General features: G+C 63.9%; 23 protein-coding genes and 1 pseudogene. 9 read left to right on the forward strand and 15 right to left on the reverse strand.

Annotated elements, in window-relative coordinates; translation table 11 throughout:
• A pseudogene (locus CAG29_RS28655) lies at positions 1-232 on the forward strand (hypothetical protein); the annotation flags it as partial.
• A gap of 116 nt (positions 233-348) precedes the next feature.
• Here the strand turns inward: CAG29_RS28655 and msrQ are convergent.
• The 6 genes from msrQ to CAG29_RS13375 all read right to left on the reverse strand — a co-directional run bounded on the left by msrQ (position 349) and on the right by CAG29_RS13375 (position 6,331).
• On the reverse strand, positions 349-966 hold the full coding sequence (gene msrQ, locus CAG29_RS13350) for a protein-methionine-sulfoxide reductase heme-binding subunit MsrQ (RefSeq protein ID WP_085584309.1): 618 nt from the start codon (positions 964-966) through the stop codon (positions 349-351).
• Complete coding sequence (gene msrP / locus CAG29_RS13355) at positions 966-1,979, reverse strand: protein-methionine-sulfoxide reductase catalytic subunit MsrP (RefSeq protein ID WP_085694639.1); 1,014 nt, start codon at positions 1,977-1,979, stop codon at positions 966-968. Before msrP ends, msrQ begins: the two co-directional genes overlap by 1 nt.
• A 63-nt stretch (positions 1,980-2,042) precedes the next feature.
• The gene (gene pssA, locus CAG29_RS13360; protein ID WP_085584305.1) at positions 2,043-2,900 is read right to left on the reverse strand and encodes a CDP-diacylglycerol--serine O-phosphatidyltransferase; all 858 of its coding nucleotides are present in this window, start codon (positions 2,898-2,900) and stop codon (positions 2,043-2,045) included.
• A gap of 147 nt (positions 2,901-3,047) precedes the next feature.
• Complete coding sequence (gene ilvC, locus CAG29_RS13365; protein WP_085632244.1) at positions 3,048-4,064, reverse strand: ketol-acid reductoisomerase; 1,017 nt, start codon at positions 4,062-4,064, stop codon at positions 3,048-3,050.
• 48 nt (positions 4,065-4,112) lie between these two features.
• Complete coding sequence (gene ilvN, locus CAG29_RS13370) at positions 4,113-4,604, reverse strand: acetolactate synthase small subunit (RefSeq protein ID WP_040064172.1); 492 nt, start codon at positions 4,602-4,604, stop codon at positions 4,113-4,115.
• A gap of 2 nt (positions 4,605-4,606) precedes the next feature.
• Entirely contained in the window at positions 4,607-6,331 is a 1,725-nt protein-coding gene (locus CAG29_RS13375) for an acetolactate synthase 3 large subunit (RefSeq protein WP_085584316.1), read from the reverse strand.
• Between the two features lie 401 nt (positions 6,332-6,732).
• On the opposite strand from CAG29_RS13375, the gene CAG29_RS13380 reads away from it, so the two are divergent.
• On the forward strand, positions 6,733-7,158 hold the full coding sequence (locus tag CAG29_RS13380) for a DUF4124 domain-containing protein (RefSeq protein WP_085584301.1): 426 nt from the start codon (positions 6,733-6,735) through the stop codon (positions 7,156-7,158).
• A gap of 18 nt (positions 7,159-7,176) precedes the next feature.
• Here the strand turns inward: CAG29_RS13380 and CAG29_RS13385 are convergent, their stop codons facing one another.
• From CAG29_RS13385 to mrcB, 3 genes are read right to left on the reverse strand one after another with little or no spacing between them, the layout of a single operon-like run.
• Entirely contained in the window at positions 7,177-7,512 is a 336-nt protein-coding gene (locus tag CAG29_RS13385) for a YqcC family protein (protein WP_085584299.1), read from the reverse strand.
• Positions 7,512-8,261 carry a tetratricopeptide repeat protein gene (locus tag CAG29_RS13390; protein ID WP_085694640.1) on the reverse strand — a complete coding sequence of 250 codons (750 nt, stop codon included), beginning with the start codon at positions 8,259-8,261 and terminating at the stop codon, positions 7,512-7,514. Before CAG29_RS13390 ends, CAG29_RS13385 begins: the two co-directional genes overlap by 1 nt.
• 16 nt (positions 8,262-8,277) lie before the next feature.
• Complete coding sequence (mrcB, locus tag CAG29_RS13395) at positions 8,278-10,602, reverse strand: penicillin-binding protein 1B (protein WP_085584295.1); 2,325 nt, start codon at positions 10,600-10,602, stop codon at positions 8,278-8,280.
• A gap of 116 nt (positions 10,603-10,718) precedes the next feature.
• On the opposite strand from mrcB, the gene CAG29_RS13400 reads away from it, so the two are divergent.
• From CAG29_RS13400 to CAG29_RS13415, 4 genes are all read left to right on the forward strand, one after another.
• Entirely contained in the window at positions 10,719-12,275 is a 1,557-nt protein-coding gene (locus tag CAG29_RS13400) for a bifunctional aminoglycoside phosphotransferase/ATP-binding protein (RefSeq protein ID WP_085584293.1), read from the forward strand.
• A 91-nt stretch (positions 12,276-12,366) separates the two neighbouring features.
• Positions 12,367-12,711 carry a pentapeptide repeat-containing protein gene (locus CAG29_RS13405; RefSeq protein WP_085584291.1) on the forward strand — a complete coding sequence of 115 codons (345 nt, stop codon included), beginning with the start codon at positions 12,367-12,369 and terminating at the stop codon, positions 12,709-12,711.
• 201 nt (positions 12,712-12,912) lie between these two features.
• Positions 12,913-13,185: a TfoX/Sxy family protein gene (locus CAG29_RS13410; protein WP_003228231.1), complete on the forward strand. Its 273-nt coding sequence runs from the start codon at positions 12,913-12,915 to the stop codon at positions 13,183-13,185.
• Positions 13,186-13,201: 16 nt separating this feature from the next.
• Positions 13,202-13,993: a Crp/Fnr family transcriptional regulator gene (locus CAG29_RS13415; protein WP_085632246.1), complete on the forward strand. Its 792-nt coding sequence runs from the start codon at positions 13,202-13,204 to the stop codon at positions 13,991-13,993.
• Between the two features lie 226 nt (positions 13,994-14,219).
• Here the strand turns inward: CAG29_RS13415 and CAG29_RS13420 are convergent, their stop codons facing one another.
• From CAG29_RS13420 to CAG29_RS13435, 4 genes are read right to left on the reverse strand one after another with little or no spacing between them, the layout of a single operon-like run.
• Entirely contained in the window at positions 14,220-15,068 is an 849-nt protein-coding gene (locus CAG29_RS13420) for a ChaN family lipoprotein (protein ID WP_085632248.1), read from the reverse strand.
• A gap of 21 nt (positions 15,069-15,089) precedes the next feature.
• Entirely contained in the window at positions 15,090-15,857 is a 768-nt protein-coding gene (locus tag CAG29_RS13425) for a heme ABC transporter ATP-binding protein (RefSeq protein ID WP_085632250.1), read from the reverse strand.
• Positions 15,857-16,840 carry an iron ABC transporter permease gene (locus tag CAG29_RS13430; protein WP_170930375.1) on the reverse strand — a complete coding sequence of 328 codons (984 nt, stop codon included), beginning with the start codon at positions 16,838-16,840 and terminating at the stop codon, positions 15,857-15,859. The genes CAG29_RS13425 and CAG29_RS13430 overlap by 1 nt, the downstream gene beginning before the upstream one ends.
• Before the next feature lie 50 nt (positions 16,841-16,890).
• Positions 16,891-17,763, reverse strand: a complete 873-nt coding sequence (locus tag CAG29_RS13435; RefSeq protein ID WP_085632252.1) for a hemin ABC transporter substrate-binding protein — start codon at positions 17,761-17,763, stop codon at positions 16,891-16,893.
• 164 nt (positions 17,764-17,927) lie between these two features.
• On the opposite strand from CAG29_RS13435, the gene CAG29_RS13440 reads away from it, so the two are divergent.
• Positions 17,928-18,245 (forward strand): Rieske (2Fe-2S) protein, encoded by a 318-nt coding sequence (locus CAG29_RS13440; protein ID WP_085584279.1) that lies wholly within the window; start codon positions 17,928-17,930, stop codon positions 18,243-18,245.
• Here CAG29_RS13440 and sfsA read toward each other — a convergent pair.
• Entirely contained in the window at positions 18,242-18,955 is a 714-nt protein-coding gene (gene sfsA / locus CAG29_RS13445) for a DNA/RNA nuclease SfsA (RefSeq protein ID WP_085632254.1), read from the reverse strand. The two genes, CAG29_RS13440 and sfsA, sit on opposite strands and share 4 nt — an antisense overlap.
• Entirely contained in the window at positions 18,955-20,127 is a 1,173-nt protein-coding gene (locus tag CAG29_RS13450; RefSeq protein ID WP_085584275.1) for a pyridoxal phosphate-dependent aminotransferase, read from the reverse strand. The genes sfsA and CAG29_RS13450 overlap by 1 nt, the downstream gene beginning before the upstream one ends.
• A 331-nt stretch (positions 20,128-20,458) precedes the next feature.
• On the opposite strand from CAG29_RS13450, the gene dksA reads away from it, so the two are divergent.
• Both dksA and gluQRS read left to right on the forward strand, forming a co-directional pair.
• A complete protein-coding gene (gene dksA, locus CAG29_RS13455) occupies positions 20,459-20,896 on the forward strand; it encodes an RNA polymerase-binding protein DksA (RefSeq protein WP_085632256.1) in 438 nt (145 codons plus the stop codon).
• Between the two features lie 181 nt (positions 20,897-21,077).
• Positions 21,078-21,965 carry a tRNA glutamyl-Q(34) synthetase GluQRS gene (gene gluQRS, locus CAG29_RS13460; protein WP_170930284.1) on the forward strand — a complete coding sequence of 296 codons (888 nt, stop codon included), beginning with the start codon at positions 21,078-21,080 and terminating at the stop codon, positions 21,963-21,965.
• Positions 21,966-21,989 lie beyond the last annotated feature (24 nt).

Raw genomic sequence — 21,989 nt, forward strand, 5'->3', positions numbered from 1 at the left:
TTCTACAGCAGCCTCATTTGCTGTCAAGCGGTTATTTTCAGAAGTTTTCAAAATTTCTTTTTCAACTTCAACCACTTGCGCTTTCGATCTCTCGTCAGCGGGAGGCGAATTCTACAGCGTTGCACGCTGCTGTCAACACCTCTTTTCTCCGCTTTCGACCGGTAGGATCGAAACGCCGAAAGGGCCAAACAGCACCACCCTCTTCGACTCCCTCCGGGCTTCGCTGAACTGAAGCGACCCGCTGCCGAAAACTTCGTAACTCGTTGAATCTCAAGGAGTTTTCCGTTTCGACTGCGCCGGAAGTGGGGCGAATTATAGAGAACTGAAATCTACCGTCAACCGTTAATTTCACTTTTCTTGCAGAATCCGCTTTTTCCCCATCAACCGCGGGATCCGACGCGTCACAGGAGGGATCCGCAGCACCAATAGAGAGGCACCTATAAAGGCATAGACTGCCCACTCCTTGAGGTCCGCCCGTACGATCCAAAGCATATGCAGCAACCCAAGCCCGAGGATCGGATAAACCAACCGATGCAGCTTCTTCCAACGGACACCCAGCCGACGCTGACTGTAACGGTTGGAGGTGACGGCTAGCGCCAGCAATCCCAGGAATGCCAGCGCTCCGACGATGACGTACGGACGCTTGCGCAACTCAACCCCCAGCTGCGACCAGTCGAACCCCAGGATGAACGCCATATAGCTGAACAAATGCACAACCACATAGGCGAAGCACCAAAGGCCCAGCTGCCTGCGGACGGCAATCCATCCCGCCCACCCGGTCAGCTTCTGTGCCGGCGTCATGCTCAAGGTGACCAGCAGCAGCACCAGCGCGCCTAGCCCTAACCGATCGACCAGCACTTTGCCTGGATCCGGCCCGAGCAGATCCGAAAAGGCCTGGTAGAACCACAGCAGCGGCCAGATCGCCGCGGCGACAAAAACACCCATACGCCAAAAGGTATGCCGCATCAGTAGTTCTTCCGCAGATCGAGCCCGGCATAAAGAGAAGCAACCTCTTCCGCGTAGCCGTTGAACATCTGCGTATCACGCACGTTGGGCTTGAACAGGCTGTTCGGCAGACGCCGCTCCCGCGCCTGCGTCCACCTCGGGTGGTCGACCGTCGGGTTCACGTTCGCGTAAAAGCCGTATTCATTCGCCGCGATGCTTTGCCAGGTGGTCTTCGGCTGCTCACTCACCAGACTGATCCGCACGATCGACTTCACGCTCTTGAAGCCGTACTTCCAAGGCACCACCAGACGCAGGGGCGCACCATTCTGATTCGGCAGTTCTCGGCCATACATGCCGACCGCCAGAATCGCCAACGGATGCATTGCCTCATCCAGACGCAAACCCTCTACATAGGGCCAATCGATCAGGGCGAACCCGGATCGCTGCCCCGGCATGCTCTTGGGATCCTGCAGGGTTTCGAAACGGATGAATTTGGCGTTGGAGGTCGGCTCGACCTGCTTGAGCAGCGCCGACAGAGGAAAGCCGATCCAGGGAATGACCATCGACCACGCCTCGACGCAGCGCAAACGATAGATCCGCTCCTCCAATCGGTAGGGCTTCATGAAGTCTTCCAGCGCATAACGCCCCGGCTTACCCACCTCGCCGTCCACCACCACGCTCCAGGGTTCGGTCTTCAGGGAGCCGGCGTTGGCTGCCGGGTCACCCTTGTCGGTGCCGAACTCATAGAAGTTGTTGTAATGGGTCGCGTCCTTGAACGGCGTGATGGCCTCGTCCTTGGCGCTGACCGCTCCCCATTGGGTGGAGGGCAGTTTTTCGGCAAACCAAGTAGGTGCCTTTCCGGGATCGACATCGGCGTAACGCGCAGTCTCTTCGGCATCGGCCCAGCGCGGCAGGCCGGTCATGGCCAGGCCGGCGGCCGTTGCGCCAAGCAGTTGCCGACGGGACAGGTAGATGGATTCGGGCGTGACGTCCGACTCAGTGCAACCGGACGCCTTGGGGACTTTGATCAGCATGACAACTCCGCAGTTTTGGAGGACAGATGCACCCGTAGACTGCGGAGTATGAGGGAAATTACATCACTCGGCGTTTTTGTGGCGACGAAGATGCAACAGGTACTGCACCGGGCCGGACGCCGCATAGGCAAGGAAAACCAGCAGCAGGATGCGCGGCGGATCGCTGAACACCACGGCAAAGACCAGCACCACCGCGAGGATCGCCACGAAAGGCACGCGGCCTTTGAGGTCCAGTTCCTTGAAGCTGTTGTACTTGATGTTGCTGACCATCAGCATGCCCGCAGCGGCGACCATCAGGGCAACCAGGAACGACATCTTCGAACCCTGGATCCCGTAATCGCTGAACGCCCAGACGATGCCCGCCACCACGCCGGCGGCAGCAGGGCTGGCCAAGCCGATGAAGTAACGCTTGTCCGCCGTGCCGACCTGAGTGTTGAAGCGCGCCAGACGCAGCGCCGCACCGGCCACATAAATGAAGGCGACCATCCAGCCGACCTTGCCCATGTCGCCCAGCGCCCAACCGAACGCCAGCAACGCCGGGGCCACGCCGAAGGCAACCATATCGGACAGCGAGTCGTACTCGGCACCGAACGCGCTCTGGGTGTTGGTCATCCGCGCGACGCGGCCGTCGAGGCCGTCGAGCACCATGGCGACGAAGATCGCGATGGCGGCGAAAGCGAAGTACTTGCTCGCATTGGCCGCATCCCCCGCGCTCAATGCGGCCTGGGCGCTCATGGAGTTGATGATGGAATAGAACCCTGCGAACAGGTTCGCGGTGGTGAACAGGTTCGGCAGAAGATAGATACCACGATGCCGGACTTTACGGCCTTCGGCGTCATGGCCCTCTTCGACGTGCTCGTCGACGGGCAGCAGGCTTTCGGCGTCGGAAGCCTGGTTCGGCTCTTCAGGACGTTCGCTCATGGACATTACCTTGCAACGGATTGGACAGTTTCGACAGGTGTCTGGGACGACGGTTCGGCCGCAAACGATGCAGCTTTATACCAGAAGCGTCGGGCTCAAACGAAAAAACGCGGCCGAGGCCGCGTTTTTCGCACAAGGGTCGAGGACTTAGTTCTTGGCTTTGTCGACGATCTTGTTGGCACCGATCCACGGCATCATCGAGCGCAGTTGCTCGCCGATGATTTCGATGCCGTGAGCGGCGTTGTTGCGACGCTTGGCGGTCATCGAAGGGTAGCCGGTCGCGCCTTCGCTGATGAACATTTTGGCGTACTCGCCGTCCTGAATGCGTTTCAGGGCATTGCGCATGGCCTGACGGGATTCGGCGTTGATCACTTCCGGGCCGGTCACGTACTCGCCGTACTCGGCGTTGTTGGAGATCGAGTAGTTCATGTTGGCGATGCCGCCTTCGTACATGAGGTCAACGATCAGCTTCAGTTCGTGCAGGCACTCGAAGTAGGCCATTTCAGGCGCGTAGCCTGCTTCGACCAGGGTTTCGAAACCGGCTTTCACCAGCTCGACGGTACCGCCGCACAGAACGGCTTGTTCGCCGAACAGGTCGGTTTCGGTCTCGTCCTTGAAGGTGGTTTCGATGATGCCGGTACGGCCGCCGCCGACGCCTGCCGCGTAGGACAGCGCAACGTTCTTGGCGTTGCCCGAAGCGTCCTGGTAGACGGCGATCAGGTCAGGGATGCCGCCGCCTTTGACGAACTCGGAACGCACGGTGTGGCCCGGCGCTTTCGGCGCGATCATGATCACGTCGAGGTCGGCACGCGGAACGACCTGGTTGTAGTGGATCGCGAAGCCGTGGGAGAAGGCCAGGGTGGCGCCCTTCTTGATGTTCGGCTCGATTTCGTTCTTGTACAGCTGGGACTGGAACTCGTCCGGGGTCAGGATCATGACCAGGTCGGCGCCGGCGACAGCGGTGGCCACGTCGGTGACTTTCAGGCCATGGGCCTCGGCCTTGGCGACGGTGGAGGAACCTTTGCGCAGGCCGACGGTGACGTCGACGCCCGAGTCCTTCAGGTTGCACGCCTGGGCGTGACCTTGGGAACCGTAACCGATGATGGCAACTTTCTTGCCCTGGATGATCGACAGGTCACAGTCTTTATCGTAGAAAACTTTCATGAAATTCCCCTATATATCCAGGCCGTTCAGGCCGTTCGCCAAATTGTTTTAGATGCTGAGCACTTTGTCGCCGCGGGCAATCCCGGTGACGCCGCTGCGTACGGTTTCCAGAATCGAGGCAGTGCCGATCGACTGGATGAAGCTGTCGAGCTTGTCGCTGGTACCGGTCAGTTGAACGGTATAGACGCTGGCGCTGACATCGACGATCTGCCCACGATAGATATCGGTGGTGCGTTTGATCTCGGCGCGCTGGGCGCCGGTGGCCTTGACCTTGACCAGCATCAGTTCGCGCTCGATGTGAGCGCTCTCCGACAGATCCACCAGCTTGACCACCTCGACCAGCTTGTTCAGGTTCTTGGTGATCTGCTCGATGATTTCATCGTGGCCGACGGTGGTCAGCGTCAGACGCGACAGGGTCGGGTCCTCGGTCGGCGCCACGGTCAGGCTTTCGATGTTGTAGTTGCGCTGCGAGAACAGGCCGACCACACGCGACAAGGCGCCGGGTTCGTTTTCCAGAAGCAAGGAAATGATGTGCCGCATGATTAGGTACGCTCCGTCTTGCTCAGCCACATATCGCGCATGGAGCCGTCTTTGATCTGCATCGGGTAGACGTGCTCGCTGGTGTCGACCTGGATGTCGAGGAACACCAGGCGATCCTTCATGGCGAACGCCTCTTCCATCTTCGGCTTCAGGTCCTTCAGGTCGGTGATGCGGATGCCCACGTGACCATAGGCCTCGGCCAGCTTGACGAAGTCAGGCAGCGATTCCATGTAGGAGTGCGAGTGGCGGCTGCCGTAGCTCATGTCCTGCCACTGGCGAACCATGCCCAGCACGCCGTTGTTCAGGTTGACGATCTTCACCGGCAGACCGTACTGCATGCAGGTCGACAGTTCCTGGATGTTCATCTGGATGCTGCCCTCGCCCGTCACGCACGCGACGTCCGAATCCGGGAAGCTCAGCTTCACGCCCATGGCCGCCGGGAAACCGAAGCCCATGGTGCCCAGGCCACCGGAGTTGATCCAACGGTTGGGCTTGTTGAACTTGTAGTACTGCGCAGCGAACATCTGGTGCTGGCCCACGTCGGAGGTCACAAAGGCATCGCCCTTGGTCACTTCGCACAGGGTCTCGATCACGGTCTGCGGCTTGATCTTGCTGCCGTCGCCCTTGTCGTAAGGGAACAGGCCGCGGTCACCGCGCCACTCGTCGATCTGCTTCCACCAGCTGGTCACGGCGTCCTTGTTCGGGGTCTCGCCGATTTCCTTGAGGATCGCGACCATTTCGGTCATGACGCTCTCGACCGGACCCACGATCGGTACGTCGGCCTTGATGGTCTTGGAGATCGACGCCGGGTCGATGTCGACGTGAATGATCTTGGCGTTCGGGCAGAACTTCGGCGCGCCGTTGATCACCCGGTCGTCGAAGCGAGCGCCGACGGCCAGGATCACATCGGCATGGTGCATCGCCAGGTTGGCGGTGTAGCTGCCGTGCATGCCGAGCATGCCGATGAACTGACGGTCGGTGCCGGGGAAACCGCCCAGGCCCATCAGGGTGTTGGTCACCGGCAGGTTGAGCATCTTGGCCAGTTCGGTCAGCGGCGCGGAGCCGTTGCCGAGGATCACGCCGCCGCCCGAATAGAGCACGGGACGCTTGGCCGCCAGGAGCATTTCCGCTGCCTTGCGGATTTGCCCGGAGTGGCCGCGGACGGCCGGGCTGTAGGAACGCAGCTTGGCTTTTTTCGGGAAGACGTATTCGAACTTCTCGGCCGGGTTGGTCATGTCTTTCGGGACATCGACAACGACCGGGCCCGGACGACCGGATTGCGCCAGGTAGAAGGCCTTCTTCATGACTTCCGGGATTTCCGAAGCGTGCTTGATCATGAAGCTGTGCTTCACGATCGGCCGGGAGATGCCGATCATGTCGGTTTCCTGGAACGCATCGGTGCCGACCATGGTGCTCGGCACCTGACCGGAAATGATCACCATCGGAATGGAGTCCATGTAGGCGGTCGCGATACCGGTAATGGCGTTTGTGGCGCCAGGACCGGACGTCACCAGCACCACGCCGGCCTTGCCGGTGGCACGGGCATAGCCGTCAGCCATATGGGTAGCCGCTTGTTCGTGACGAACCAGGATGTGGGTCACTTCCGGTTCTTTGAACAGGGCATCGTAGACATGAAGGAGAGCACCACCCGGGTACCCGTAGATATATTTGACGCCTTCGTCACGCAAGAAGCGGACGAGCATCTCACCGCCAGATAAAAGCTCCACGTTGTTCACCTCTAAAACGCCAGAATACCGTCCACGAAATAGCGGAACGGGTCTTAATAGGTTTACTTCTCGGCAGAGCATGAGCGACGGTGGTCGCCGACTACGTCAGCACTGACTGAGCAAGTATTGGGATCGTCCCAAGTGTTGCGGGCCTTTCCCACCCAGCGCGAGGTAACGCGTTGCGGGTGTAACAGGTCGACGCGGATAGGCGCCTCATGATCTGCCGAGCGGGTCTGCTTCTGGCAGTCCCTCTACAGCGGACTTTGGATTCTTCTGTTTCGCCCTCTGCAAGTCAAGCCGTCTATGGGCTTAATTGTGGGTAAATACATGAGAACGCAAGAAAAAACCTGTAAAGAGCTACTCTGTTAGCTCCGATTGCGCAGTTTTACCAAGGAATCAGCATGCGAACGCTTATCGCCAGTCTGCTGATCGGCCTTAGCCCGTGGTGCATGGCCGGTCAGATCTACACTTGGGTGGACGCCCAAGGGGTCACGCATTTCGACGCGCAACCGCCGCCGGGACAGCCCGCCATCACCGTGCAGCCCTCTGCCCCGCCCCTCCCCTCTGCGTCCAAGCCATCGGCAATGCCGGGCAGCGGCGCACTCGGCGACCAGAAAGCCATCGACGAAAAGGTCAAGCGGCAAGTCGCCGAACAGCAAGCGCAGCTGACGGCGTTTTGCGACCAGGCGCGCACCAATCTTGCGCAGTTGCAGAACAATCCGCGCCTGAGGGAAGAAGTGGAGGGAAAGGTGCGACGGCTCAACGAAGAGCAGCGTCAGGAGCGAATCGCCGAAACGCACAAGCAGATAAACGAAAACTGCCAGTAGCCACCGGCAGTTTCCGGCTCAACGCGATGCGGTGATCAGCAGGTCGAACTCTTTGAGCAGCACCTGCAGTTGACGGTCCTTGCCCTGCACGTTGCGCTGGGCGAAGACCATCTCGGCCATTTCCTGGATGCCCGACGCGTTGGGCAGCGGCAGATCCTGCTCAAGGATGATCTTCATCTTCGGCAGGAAGATCCATTGCAGCCACTGCTCGAACTCGAGGGTATCGACGGCGAAGGGCTCGACGCTGTTCAGGGCCTCGGCGGACGGCGGCACGTCGTCCCACCAGCCCTGGGCGCGCAGTTCACGCTCGATCAGCAGCAACTGATCGGCGACTTTCGGAAAACGTACGTCCATCACAGCGAGACCCGGGCTTTCTGACGGGCCAGCGCGGCGCCGGAGGCATCGCCCTGCTTCTCGCGGGCCTGGGCGATCAGCTCCCACAGGCTGGCCTGCAGGTCCGGACGACCGTTGGCCATCGTCAGGGCACGGCGGGCGAACTGCTCGGCCTGCGGCGCATCGCCTTGGGCCATGCGCACCTGGGCCAGGCGGTACAGCACTTGCGGCTCACGCGGGGCCACACGCTGGGCACGCTCCAGGCTGGACGAGGCGCCGTTGAGGTCGCCGCCGGCCTGTTGCTGTTGGGCGGTGGTCAACAGCGCGAGCACCGGGCCGTCCAGTTGCTCGTCGGCGGACAGACCGCCGCCGCTGCCGCTGGCCGACGGGATGCCGCTCGGTGCCGAAGGCATGCTGTAGCTGCCGGAGCCGGTCGGCGCGGATTCCACCGGCGAAGGGTTGTACGGCCCCGGGGTGATGCCGCCGGACGCCGGGCCCGGAACGATCGGCGAGGTGCTGATCGGCGTCGAGGTCGCGGCGCCGCCCGGCACCATCACCACCACGCCGGTGTCGCCTTGGGGAATGGCCTGGGCCTGGCTCTGCGCCGGCCGCTTCACGGTCGTCTGCCGGAACCCGCCATTGGCCGAAATGCGCTCGCTGTTGGACACGGCGGTGCCGGAATCCACAACCGGAATCGAACCACGCTGCACGGTGGAGCAGCCGCTGAGCAGCGCCACGGCGGTCACCGCCGGAATCAACCACTTGTTCACTTGAATCCCTCTTTGCTTAATTCATCCAGCCCTTGACCCAATCCATCACCGACTCGGCAGGTGTGGGGTTTTCGCCCGCACACGCAGCGCCGGGCGGAGGCTCGCTGCCGCGAATATACGGCATCTGCACCGCACCCGGGCAATTGGCGTCGGAACCCTGGCCGGTGCGCGCATCGACCCAGGCCTGCACCACGTTGTCCGGTTGCGGCATGTCCAGCGGCAGCGGATCGGCCTTGCGCATGAAACTGGTCCAGACCTGCAGCGCGCCGGTGGCGCCGGTGAACGGCGTCTTGCCGTTGTCGTCGCGGCCCAGCCACACCACCGCCAGCAGGTCCTGGCTGAACCCGGCGAACCAGCTGTCGCGCGAGTCGTTGCTGGTGCCGGTCTTGCCGGCCAGCGTCAGGGTCTTGGGCAACACGTTATAGACCGAACTGCCGGTGCCTTCACGCATGACTCGCTGCATGGCGTTCTGGATCAGGTAGATCGAGGCCGGATCGAAGCGCTGTTCGATCTGGAACGGATAGCGCTTGAGCGGTTCGCCCTCGGCGGTCAGCACGCTGCGGATCCCGCGCATCGGCGTGTTGAAGCCGCCGTTGGCCAGGGTCTGGTACATGGTCGCCACTTCCATCGGGGTCATGCCGCCTGCCCCCAGCAGCATCGATGGGAAGGCCGGGAAGTCGCGGGTAACGCCCAGGCGTCCCAAGGTCTTGAGCACGTTGGGCACACCGATGGCGAGCCCCAGACGGGCTGTGGACAAGTTGTAGGAATGCGCCAGTCCCTGATAAAGGAACACGGTGCCGTGGGAGCGGCGGTCATAGTTCTGCGGTTTCCAGACCTGCCCGTCCGCGCCCTTCACCGAGAAGGATTCGTCCGACAGCCAACTGGTCAGCGTGTACTGGCTCGGCTTCTCCAGCGCGGTCAGGTACACCGCCGGCTTGATCAGCGAGCCGATCGGCCGCACCGCATCCAGTGCCCGGTTGAAGCCGGCGAAGCTGGCCTGACGGCTGCCGATCATGGCCTGGACCTCGCCCGTTTCCGGGTTGGTCACGACCATTGCCGCTTCCACGTCGTCGGCGCCTTTGCGGCCGGACAGGCGCTTGAAGGTGTCGTTGACCGACGCTTCGGCCTTCATCTGCAGGATCGGATCGAAGCTGGTGAAAATCCGCAGGCCCTCTTCGGTCAAGTCTTCGTCGCGGTAGTCTTCACGCAACTGGCGCTTGACCAGATCGATGAAGCCCGGGAACGAGCTGTCGGCCAGCTTGCCGCGGGTGGTCACGCCCAGCGGCATCTTCTTCGCCGCCTCGACCTGCTCGGCGGTCGCGACGCCCTGCTGCTCAAGCACGTCGAGCACCAGGTTGCGCCGCTCCAGCGCCCGCTCCGGGTTGCGGCGCGGGTTGTAGTAGGACGGCCCCTTGACCATGCCCACCAGCAGCGCGACCTGATGCAGCTTCAGCTCGGAAAGCGGCTGGCCGAAGAAGAACTGGCTGGCCAGACCGAAACCGTGCACCGCACGCTGACCGTCCTGGCCGACGAACACTTCGTTGAGGTAGGCCTCAAGGATTTCCTTCTTGTCGTAATGCAGCTCCAGCAGCATCGCCATCATGGCTTCGGTGAGCTTGCGGGTCAGGCTGCGTTCGTTGGTCAGGTAGAAGTTCTTCACCAACTGCTGGGTCAGCGTACTGCCGCCCTGGGTCATCTTGCCGCCGGAGGTGTTCACCCACACCGCCCGGGCGATCGACTTCGGCGACACGCCCCAGTGGCTGTAGAAATCCCGGTCTTCCACGGCCACCAGGGTTTCCAGCAGGTACGGCGGCACCTGGTCGAGTTTGATCAGGATCCGGTCTTCGAGGTTTTTCGGGTAGATCCCGCCGATCAGCAGCGGCTCCAGGCGCACCACGGACAGTTTCGAGCCGTTGGTCGCCGAGAGCTCGGCCACGTAGTCGCCGGAGAACCGCACGCGCACCGGCTGCGGTTTTTCCAGCCCTTCATAGAACTGGAAGCCACGGGTGTTCAGGTCGACGGTGTTGCCGTTGACCGATGCCGCGCCGGGGCCGTTGCTGACGCTTTCGCGGCGGTAGCCGAGGGCATCGAGTTCGGTGAGGAAATCGTCCTTGCTCAGCTTTTGTCCGACGAACAGCTCAAGCGGCCGCGCGTACACCTTGGCCGGGATCGTCCAGCGCTTGCCGGAGAATTTCTCCTGCACCACGGCATCGAGGTACACGGCGAAGCCGGCCAGCACCACAAGGCCGACCAGGCTGAGTTTAAGGGCCCAGCCCAGCCATGGGCGCAGGCCCCGGGAGGGTGGTTTTTTCGGTGTGCGGGGGGATCGGGTACGTGTCATGGCGGCGGATTATACGCACTTTATTCATACTCAACAGGAGCGCTCCGAGGTTTGCGTCGGGCGGGCGAGCGGCCATAATGAGCGCCTCGAATCCCCCAGACACTGAAGGATCACCTGTGAGCCAGTCCCTGATCGCTGCCCTGCAAAACCCGGCCCTCTACCCGCACCCCGTCGAAGGGTTCCAGGTCATCGAAACCCACATCTCGTGGGTGCTGCTCACCGGTCAGTTCGCCTATAAAGTGAAGAAGCCGGTGAACTTCGGCTTCCTCGACTTCACCGGCCTCGAGTCCCGCGCGCATTTCTGCGGCGAAGAGCTGCGGCTGAACCAGCGCCTGACCGACGACCTTTACCTGGAGGTCCTGCCGGTCACCGGCACCGCCGAGAACCCGCAACTGGGCGGCGACGGCCCGGCCATCGAATACGTGCTGAAGATGCGCCAGTTCCCGCAGACCGGGCTGCTCAGCACCCTGCAGGCCAACGGCGAGCTGACCACTGCCCACATCGACGAGATGGCCGAGCAGATCGCCCGTTTCCACCTCAATGCGCCGAAGGTGCCGGCCGAACACGACGCCGGCACGCCGGACAGCGTGATGGCGCCGGTTCGCCAGAACTTCGAGCAGATCCGTCCGTTCCTCAGCGACAAGAACGACCTGCTGCAACTCGAAGCCCTCGAGGCCTGGGCCGAAGCCAGCTTCGATCGCCTCAAGCCGCTGTTCGCCCAACGCAAGGCCGAGGGCTTCACCCGCGAATGCCACGGTGACATCCACCTGGGCAACGCCACCGTGATCGACGGCAAGGTCGTGATCTTCGACTGCATCGAGTTCAACGAACCGTTCCGTTTCACCGACGTCTACGCCGACATCGGTTTCCTGGCGATGGACCTGGAAGACCGTGGCCTGAAATCCCTGGCCCGCCGCTTCATCAGCCAGTACCTGGAACTGACCGGCGACTACCAGGGCCTGGAAGTCCTGAACTTCTACAAGGCCTATCGCGCCCTGGTGCGCGCCAAGGTGTCGCTGTTCAGCATGCCGGCCGACGCCACGCCGGTGCAGCGCGCCACCACCCTGCGCCAGTACCGCAACTACGCCAACCTGGCGGAAAGCTACAGCACCATCCCTTCGCGCTTCATGGCGATCACCCACGGCGTATCGGCGGTGGGCAAGAGCCACGTGGCCATGCGCCTCGTGGAAGCGTTGGGCGCCGTCCGCCTGCGTTCCGACGTGGAGCGCAAGCGCCTGTTCGGCGAGCAGACCGTCGCCAATGACGTCCAGGCCGGCATCTACAGCCCTGAAGCCAGCGTCGCCACCTACGACCGTCTGCATGAAGTGGCGGCGGTGATCCTGCGTGCAGGCTTCCCGGTGGTGATCGATGCGACCTACCTCAAGCGCGGCCAGCGCGACAGCGCGGCGGCCGTCGCCGAGGCCACCGGCACGCCGTTCCTGATCCTGGACTGCAACGCGCCGCAAGCCGTGATCGAAAGCTGGTTGGCGATTCGTCAGGCGGACAAAAAAGATCCGTCCGACGCGACCCTGGCCGTCATCGAGGCGCAACAGGCCAACCGCGAAGCCCTGACCCCGGAAGAGATCCTGCGCAGCAAGCGCGTGCAGACCAATGAATCCGGCACGCTGGACACCGTCGTGGCACAGATCCGTCAGCGTCTGCCAGGCCTGTAAGGGACTATTTCGGCCGTGAAGCCCCCGCTTGCTTCACGGCCGTCAAATAGTGGCATTATACTGGCGTCATAAAACCAACAGGTGAATTGACATGAGCCAGCCGAAACTACTCGACACCCCGCTGTACGCCTTGCTGCACAAGGACGACATCGCAGGCTTCAACAAGGAGCGACCCAAGGACGGGCCGATCGATATGGTGGGCGGCGATTTCCGCGGCCTCGACCTGCGTGAACTGAACGCTGACGGCGTTGATTTCACCGACGCCTATTTCCGCTCCGCCGACCTTCGCGGCATCGACTTTCGCCAAGCCTCGCTGGAAGGCGCCAGCCTGGCCCACGCGCAGATCTCCGGCGCGTACTTTCCGCCTGAGCTGAGCGCCGACGAGATTCTGATGTCGATGAATTTCGGCACCCGGCTGCGCTACCGCACCCGCTGAAGCCGCCCGAGCCGTCCAGCGCCCCTGCGCTGGACGGCATGCCGCCCGTTCCTTCCCACGCCCCACCACTGCTGCTGAGCAATCGGCCGCCCCTTAGAAGCGTTTGCGTCCAATCCGACCAACGAACCACGCTTTTCCTGCTGATGGCTACACTCCTGAGAAGATCGCCCACGCACCATTCGGCCGTCGCAAGGAGGCTTGATGAATGATGAACTGCAACACCTGAAGAATCTCGGCAAGACGTCGGCGCAATGGCTGCATGCCGTGGGCATCCACAGCGCTTCGGATCTGCGCCGCCTGGGCGCGGTGGACGCTTACCGTGCCGTGCGGACCCGAGGGTTCCGGGCGTCGAAGGTGTTGCTGTACGCGATTGAAGGGGCGTTGATGGACGTGCACTGGAACGACATCCCCGCCGAGCGCAAGGACGCTCTGAACAAGCAGCTCGAAGCCATTTCCTCCCGCCACAAGAATTGAACGGGCACTCGCCGCCATGTACTTGCTCGGGGATCAGTCGGCCTATGCCGATGCGTTGACCAGTCGCCTGCAGGACCTGCCGATGCAATGCCTGGCGGGGCTTGCGCCTTGCGGGCCGCCGCTGGAGCTGGAGTCGGCGGACGACCTGATGGCGCAGTTGCCCGGCGACCGGCTGTTTATGCTCAGCCAAGGCGTGGTCAACGGCAGCCTCGCCGCCCGGACCTTGTTCTATTGGCACGAGGGCGACCTGATCGGCCTGCAGCAAGGGCCGGAGTGGACGGATCTGCGGCTGTGCGCAGACGGCCCACTGAGCCTGTTGCCGTATCGGCGAAACGATGTGTTCCAGCATGTGTACTCGACGCCCGCGAACGGCGACCTGTTCCTGCGCTACCTGCTCGGCCAGACCGCCCTGCTCGCCCATGCCGTCGCCGAGCTTAAGCCCCGCGAGTTCCGCAGCACCAACGGGTTCAAACGGGTTCCTACAGGTGAAGTGCTGATTCAGCAGGGCGACACCTCCGACCATGTGTTCGTGATCATCGAAGGGCATGCCGAAGCGTTTGTCGACGGACACAAGGTGGGCGATGTGCCCAAGGACGAGATCTTCGGGGCCATGGCGGCGTTCACCGGCGAACCGCGCAACGCTACGGTGATCGCCAGCGAGCCGAGCACCGTGATGCTGATTCCCGGCGATCAGTTTCTCAGCATGACGCGCACCAACCCTAAAATCGCCCACAGCCTGATCGAAAGCATGGCGCGGCGCATCGACCAGCTCAACCGCCAGCTTGCCGCGTTTCACGCCCAGCATTGACGTCCCTTGTTTCCGGGGCTTTTTGGCCTTTTTCCAGACAAGGGAAAAGAAATCGGAAAGGGATGTTGACTTGGTAATGAGAATCGCTATGATTATCACAACTGGTCGCGAGACCGGTCGATATTCTGAAAGGCCCTTGGTTCGGACTCTCAGATTATCTCCTCATCAGGCTAATCACGGTTATTTGACCCGGTTTTTACCGGGTCTTTTTTTGCCTGTGGAAAAGTCATTTGCCGAACTGCTTTCGCATCTCGGCACAGTAATCCTGCGGCGGTCGGGCAGGCGTGAACCAGACATAGTCGGCCATGCTCGCCGACACTTCACTGCCCTGTTCCGCCAGCAGCAGCACCGTCGGCGCTTCCTCTGCGCCAAGATCCAGCGCATGCAGCGGCACGCCGACATCCTTGCGCGCATGAAAGGCTCCGGCGAACAGCATCGCGGGCGCAGGCGCCGCCAACAAGCGCGAGGCCATGCGCCGATCCCGCTGTTGCTGAACCGCCAGCATCGCCGGCATTTGCGAGGCCGGCAGCAAGCCGCAGTGAGAATCGGCAATCTGCTCCAGCAATTGCTTCTTGACCGGTGCAGCGTTGCTGCGGGTTCCGCTCAACGCCGGAGACTCGCGGTAGAACGCCCGAACGTCGGCGGCATCGAGATTGGCCGCCAGCAGCGGATAAGGCTGAGCGAGGGCAAACCGGACGATCGGCCCGTACAGGCTCCAGTCCCATCCATCCTGCCAGGCCAAGGCTTGGGCAAGGTCTGCGGGAGGCGCAGCGGACCTGCGCACATCATCGACCCGCGCCTGTTGCTCGGGCACCAGCATTTCCAACAGCAGGCTGCCTTGGGGGCGTTCCTTTTCCAGGTTCTGCAGCAGCCACAGCTGCAGGCCATGGTGGTCGGCATTGTCGTGCTGCTCGCCGACGATCACCCGCTGCGGCTCGCCCAGGCGTGCCAGCAGTTGCCGGGGCGTCAGCGCCTCAGCGCTACGCAGGTCCCGGATTTCGCCCGTGACCGGAGGCGGTGCCACAGCCTGACAGCCGCCGAGCAACAAGATCGCCAACAACAGGATTGCGCGCATGCCTGCACCTCGTAGAACCGTTCAGCGGGCGATGATCAGCGGGTGTCCGCGCTCCGGATGCGGTTGCACCAGCACCTCCAGGCCGAACACCGCCTTGAGCGAGTCCGGCCGCAACACCTGCTGCGGCGTGCCCAGCGCCACGGGCCGTCCGCTTTCGAGCAGCAGGATGCGATCACAATAGCGCGCCGCCAGATTCAGATCATGCAGGATCACCATCACCGCCGCGCCGCGGTCGGCGAACGCCCGCACGGCCTGCAGCGTGGTGTGCTGATGCAGCGGATCGAGCATCGACGTCGGCTCGTCCAGCAGCAGGGTCTGCCCGGCCTGCCCCGGCCACAACTGCGCCAGCACCCGCGCCAGGTGCACACGCTGGCGTTCGCCGCCGGACAGCGCCAGATAGCTGCGTCCGCTCAAGTGCGCCGCATCCGCCGCCTGTAACGCCTCGATGATGATTTCATCGTCGCGCACCCGTCCGGCCTGATGCGGCAAGCGCCCCATCCCGACCACTTCCTCGACGCGGAAAGCGAACTCCAGGGTGGACACCTGCGGCAGCACCGCCAGCCGCTGGGCGCGTCGGCTGCCGCGCCACTGCGCCAATGCCACGCCCTCAAGCAGGACGTCACCGTCGTCCGGCGCCAGCTCGCCGCACAAGGCGCCGAGCAACGTGCTCTTGCCCGCGCCGTTCGGGCCCAGCACCCCCAGCACCTCGCCCGGCGCAAGCTGCAGGCTGACCCCGGCCAGCACCGTCTTGCGGCCGCGGCGGATGTGCAGATTGTCTGCGCGCAACATCAGGCCCGCCCTCGCAGCAGCAGATAAAGGAAGAACGGCGCCCCGATGAACGCCGTCACGATGCCGATCGGCAGTTCCGCCGGCGCCAGCGCCAGCCGCGCCACCAGATCCGCCAGCAACAGCAGGCTCGCCCCGGCCAGCACCGACGCCGGCAACAGCACCCGGTGATCGGGCCCGGCCAGCAGCCGCACCAGATGCGGCACCACCAAGCCGACGAAACCGATCATTCCCGCCGCCGCCACGGCCGCGCCGACGCCGAGGGCCGTGCAGAACACCAGTTCGCGCTTGAGCCGTTCGACATCGATGCCAAGATGCCCGGCCTCGGACTCCCCCAGCAACAGCGCATTCAGCGCCCGTGCCCGGCGCGGCAGCCACAAGGCCACCCCGGCGCTGATGATCAGCAGCGGCCACAAGCGTGCGTAACTGGCGCCGTTGAGGCTGCCCAGGTTCCAGAACGTCAGGGTGCGCAGGGTCGCGTCATCCGCCAGGTAAGTGAACAGGCCGACGGCCGAGCTGGCCAGCGCGGTCAGGGCGATCCCCGCCAACAGCATGGTGGCGACATTGGTCTGCCCGTTGCGCCGGCCCAACCGGTACACCAGCGCCGTCACCCCGAGGCCGCCGAGAAACGCGCACGCCGACAACAAATAGGGGCCGAACCACTCCGGCAGCCCACCGAACAGCGAACCGCCGACAATCGCCACCGCCGCCCCCAACGCCGCGCCGCTGGACACACCGACCAGCCCCGGGTCGGCCAACGGATTGCGGAACAACCCCTGCATCGCCACGCCGGACAGCGCCAGCACCCCGCCGACCGCCAGCCCGAGCAGCGTGCGCGGCAGACGGATCTGCCAAAGGATCAGTTCGGCCTGCTCCAGCCCGTCCGCCGCCAGCGGCACGCCGAGCATGCGCAAGGCCGCGCGCAGCGTATCCAGCAACGGCAGGCTGACCGGCCCCAGCGCCAACGACAGCCAGGTCGCCGACAGGCACAACAGGATCAGGCCGATGAACAGGCCCCGGGGTTTGACCACTGGATTCATTGCCCGCCCTTGGCCGGGTAGAAACCGTCGGACAGCGCCTTCAGCGCCGCCGGCAGACGCGGCCCGAGGCCGCCGACCAGCAGCGTCGGATCCAGCTCCAGCACCCGCCCGGCCTTGGCCGCACGGCTGGCGTTGAGGATCGGGTTTTCCTTGAACAGGGCCGCCTTCGCCGCCTCGCCGGTCAGCGCCCGGTCGGCGAAGACCAGCACTTCAGGATCCAGGCCCGCCAGCGACTCCACGGAAAAAGGCTTGAAGCCGGATTGCGTCGCCAGGTTGCGCCCACCGGCCTGGCGGATCATCCAGTCCGCGGCGGTGTCGGTGCCGGCGATCAGCGGTTTGCCGCCGGCATGCCCCAGGATCAGCAGCACGCCCGGCGCCTTCTGCTTCGCCTGCGCTTGAGCCACGCGCTGCTTTTGCGTATCCAGCTGCTGTTGATAATTGTGCAGCTGCTGCGCGGCCTGCTCATCGGCCCCCAGCAGCGCCCCCAGACGGTTGACGTTCTTTTCCAGGGTCGGCAGGTCAGGCTGGGCCGAGAACAGCTCCACCTGCACGCCAGAGCTGCGCACCTGGGAAATCACCGGCGGCGGGCCCATTTCCTCGGTGCCGATCAAAATCTGCGGGCGCAGGCTCAGAATCCCCTCGGCCGAAAGGCTGCGCTGATAGCCGATGCTCGGCAGCGCCTTGAGCGATTCCGGATGCTGGCTGGTGGTGTCGACGCCCACCAATTTGGCCTCGCCGCCCAACGCGCTCACCCATTCCGACAAGGCCCCGCCGGCGCTGACCCAGCGTTGCGGCAAGTCCGCCGCCCCTGCCAGGTGGCTGACGAACAGTCCGGTGCACAGCACGGCGATGCGGGTACTCAGGCGCATGAACAGCTTCCTTGAACAGGTTTTTCCGGGCATCGCGACGCGAGGACAAGTATCCTCGGCATCGGGTCGCCAGGCGGCGGACGAAGGCGGCCATTTGATAATTGTTTGCATTTGAACGTCAAGCTCGGACACATCCGGACACGAGCCGACATTTGAGGATAGCCATGAAGTTTCTGTGCGCGGGCGCCGAGCTGGCCGAGGCCGGCAGCCGCGGTTTCGATATCGAAGGGAAAAGGCTGTTCGCGGTGCGCCGCAGCGGCCGGGCCTATGTCTACCTGAACCGCTGCCCGCACCGGGGCGTGGGGCTGGAATGGCACCCGGACCGTTTCCTCGACCCGAGCAACAGCCTGATCCAGTGCGCTACCCACGGCGCGCTGTTTCTGATCGAGGACGGCGAATGCGTCTCCGGCCCCTGCGCCGGACAGGCGCTGACCGCCATCCCCTGCCGCGAAGACGCCCAAGGGCTGTGGGTCGACCTCTAGCCGTCGAGCAAGACGTCCAACCGGCGGTCGATCACCATCTGCTGATGATCCAGCCGCACGCCATAGGCCAGCACCTCGACCCCGCAGGCCACCGCCTCGCGCAGGGCATCGGCGTAGCCCGGATCGATTTCACGGGCCGGGCGCACCGCGTCGATGCCGCTGAGATTGACGCAATACAGCTGCACCGCCCGGATGCCGTCCCGGGCCAGGTGCACGAGCTCGCGCAGGTGCTTGGCGCCGCGCTCGGTCACCGCATCGGGAAACGCCGCCACCGCCGTGCCGTCGAAGCCCAGGGTGACGCTCTTCACTTCCACGTAGGCCGGCCCTTGCGGGTAGTCGAGACGAAAATCGATCCGGCTCTTTTCCTGACCGTAAGCGACTTCGCGCTTCAGCGCGGTAAACCCGTTCAGCTCGCGGATCACTCCGGCCTGCAACGCCTCCTCGACCAAGGCATTGGCCCGCCCGGTGTTCACGCAGAACCGCCGGCCCTGCGGGGTTTCGCCGATCTCCCAGGTGCCGGGCAGCTTGCGCTTGGGATCGTTGGAGCGACTGAACCAGACCTGCCCGCCCTCCACCAGGCAATTGAGCATCGAGCCGGTGTTCGGACAGTGGAGCGTCAACGACTCACCGCCGACCGTCTCGACATCGGCGAGAAACCGCTTGTAGCGCCGGATCAGCCGCGCCTCTTCGAGGGGAGGATGAAAGCGCATCAGCCTTGCCAGCTCTTCAGGCCGCGGGCGATCCGATCCACCGCTTCTTGCAGGCGCGCAAGGTTTTGCGTGTAGGCGAACCGCACGTGATGGCCGGCCTGATGACGGCCGAAGTCCAGCCCCGGCGTGAATGCCACATGCTCGGTCTCAAGGAAATGCCGGCAGAACGCGAAGGCATCGCCGCCGAACCGGCTGATGTCGGCGTACAGGTAGAACGCCCCTTCCGGCTCCACGGCGATGTTGAAGCCCAATTCGCGCAGTGCCGGCAGGAGGAAATCCCGACGGCGGCCGAACTCGGCGCGGCGTTCCTCGAGGATGGCGATGGTATTGGGCTCGAAGCACGCCAGCGCGGCTTGCTGGGCGATGCTCGGGGCACTGATGTAGAGGTTCTGCGCAAGCTTCTCCAGCTCGCCGACCGCCGCCTGCGGCGCCACCAGCCAGCCGAGGCGCCACCCGGTCATGCCGAAATACTTGGAAAAACTGTTCAGGACAAAAGCACTGTCATCCACTTCAAGGACGCTGGCAGCGTCGGTGCCGTAGGTCAGGCCATGATAGATCTCGTCCACCACCAGATGGCCGTGGCGCGCCTTGACCGCCGCGGACAGCGCCGCCAGCTCGTCGCGGCTCAGCACCGTGCCGGTGGGGTTGGCCGGCGAGGCGACCAGCGCGCCGACGCTGTCGTGGTCCCAATGACGGTCGACCAGGTCCGGCGTCAGCTGATAGCGCACCTCGGGGCCGACCGGCACCAATTGCGCCGCGCCTTCGACCAGCCGCAGGAAATGCCGGTTGCACGGGTAGCCGGGGTCGGCCAGCAGCCAATGCTTGCCCGGATCCACCAGCAAGGCGCTGGCCAGCAGCAGTGCGCCGGAACCGCCGGGCGTGATCAGAATGCGCTGCGGATCGATGTCCAGGCCATGGCGCTGGCGGTAGAAGCCGGCGATCGCCTCGCGCAGCTCGGGAATGCCCCTGGCGGCGGTGTAGCGGGTTTTCCCTGCCTCCAGCGCCGCCTGCCCGGCGCGGATGATCGGCTCGGCGGTGGTGAAGTCCGGCTCGCCGATCTCAAGGTGGATCACGTCGTGGCCGGCGGCCTGGAGCTCGTTGGCCCGCGCCAGCAGCGCCATGACATGAAACGGTTCGATCGCACGACTGCGCGCACTGTAGGACTGAGCCATCGGCCTTGCTTCCCAGGGAAAAGAAGCGATTCTACCCACGTCGCGGAACGGTCGAGAACCCGCAGCGGTCAGAACCTCTGAGACTCTGGACTGTAACGAGCCATACGTATGCTCCAGGATTGACTAAAATCAGTGATTGATCAGGTCTCCAGCACCACCGGACACGGCCTGGCAAACATTTGCAGGCGCCACCGGCCGCGGGCTCGACATCCGGGAGTGGCGCGGGCCGAATTGATCTGGTAAGTTCGCCCGCTTGCAGCCGCAGGGCCGGCAGGTGTCGGTGATGGAGCAATCCTGCGCAATGGATTACAAGAGTAGAGGCGGTCCATTCATGCCCACCCAAGCAAAGCAACAACCGACGATCAGCGGTTTCGAACCTTACGTTCCGGCCGAAGGCGAGGAGTACATGGGCGCCCCCATGCGCGCTCACTTCACCAAGCTTTTGATGAGCTGGAAAAAAGAGCTGATGGAAGGGGTCGACAAGACGGTAGACCACATGAAGGATGAGGCTGCCAACTTCCCGGACCCGGCCGACCGTGCCAGCCAGGAAGAAGAGTTCGCCCTCGAGCTGCGCGCCCGCGACCGCGAGCGCAAGTTGATCAAGAAGATCGACAAGACCCTCGAACTGATCCAGGACGAAGAGTACGGCTGGTGCGAGTCCTGCGGCATCGAGATCGGCGTCAAGCGCCTCGAGGCCCGTCCTACCGCCGACCTGTGCATCGACTGCAAGACCCTGGCGGAAATCAAGGAAAAGCAGGTCGGCAAGTAATCCCGGCCCGAGCAGAGAACGGAGCGTGCGAACGCTCCGTTTTCGTTTCCGCTCCTGAACCTGCGACAACGCAGCGTCAGCCCCGTCCTATGCTGAACGAAACATCGCATCCGCGGACAAGCCCGCTCCCGCAGCGAGTCGGCGCAAGCCTGGAACCCGTATCGCCATCCCCATGACCGCCATGACCTCCCCTGCCTACATCGGCCGCTTCGCCCCCACCCCCAGCGGACACCTGCACTTCGGCTCGCTGGTGGCCGCCCTCGCGTCCTATCTGGATGCGCGCTCGGTCGGCGGCCGCTGGCTGGTGCGCATGGAGGATCTCGATCCGCCCCGGGAAGAACCCGGCGCCCAGGCCGCGATCCTCGAGGCTTTGGAGCGCTACGGCTTCGAATGGGACGGCGAGATGGTGCGCCAGAGCGACCGCCACGACGCCTACGCCGAAGTGCTCAACCGCCTGTTCAATCAAGGCCTGGCCTACGCCTGCACCTGCTCGCGCAAGCAACTGGAGCCCTACGGCGGCATCTACCCGGGGCTGTGCCGCAATGCCGGCCATGGCCAGGAGGACGCGGCGATCCGCGTGCGCGTGCCGGAGCTGGAATACCGCTTCACCGACCGCGTGCAGGGCGAGTTCCGCCAGCACCTGGGCCGCGACGTCGGCGACTTCGTGATCCGCCGCCGCGACGGTCTCTACGCCTACCAACTGGCCGTGGTGCTGGACGACGCCTGGCAGGGCATCACCGACATCGTGCGCGGCGCCGACCTGCTCGACTCCACACCGCGCCAGCTCTACCTGCAGGAACTGCTGGGCCTGCGCCAGCCGCGCTACCTGCACCTGCCGCTGATCACCCAGCCGGACGGCAACAAGCTCGGCAAGTCCTACCGCTCCCCGCCGCTGACCGCCGACCAGGCAACGCCCCTGCTGCTCAGGGCCCTGCGGGCGCTGGGCCAGGAACCCGGCCCGGAACTGGCCGACGCCACCCCGCAGGAACTGCTGGCCTGGGGCTGCGCCCACTGGGACGCCGCGAAAATCCCGCGCACACTGACATTGCCCGAAGCACAACTGCTGTGACGGCACTTGCAGTGGCGCGCCCAT

This window comes from Pseudomonas sp. B7(2017) (assembly GCF_002112745.1).
GTDB classification, from domain to species: domain Bacteria; phylum Pseudomonadota; class Gammaproteobacteria; order Pseudomonadales; family Pseudomonadaceae; genus Aquipseudomonas; species Aquipseudomonas ekonensis.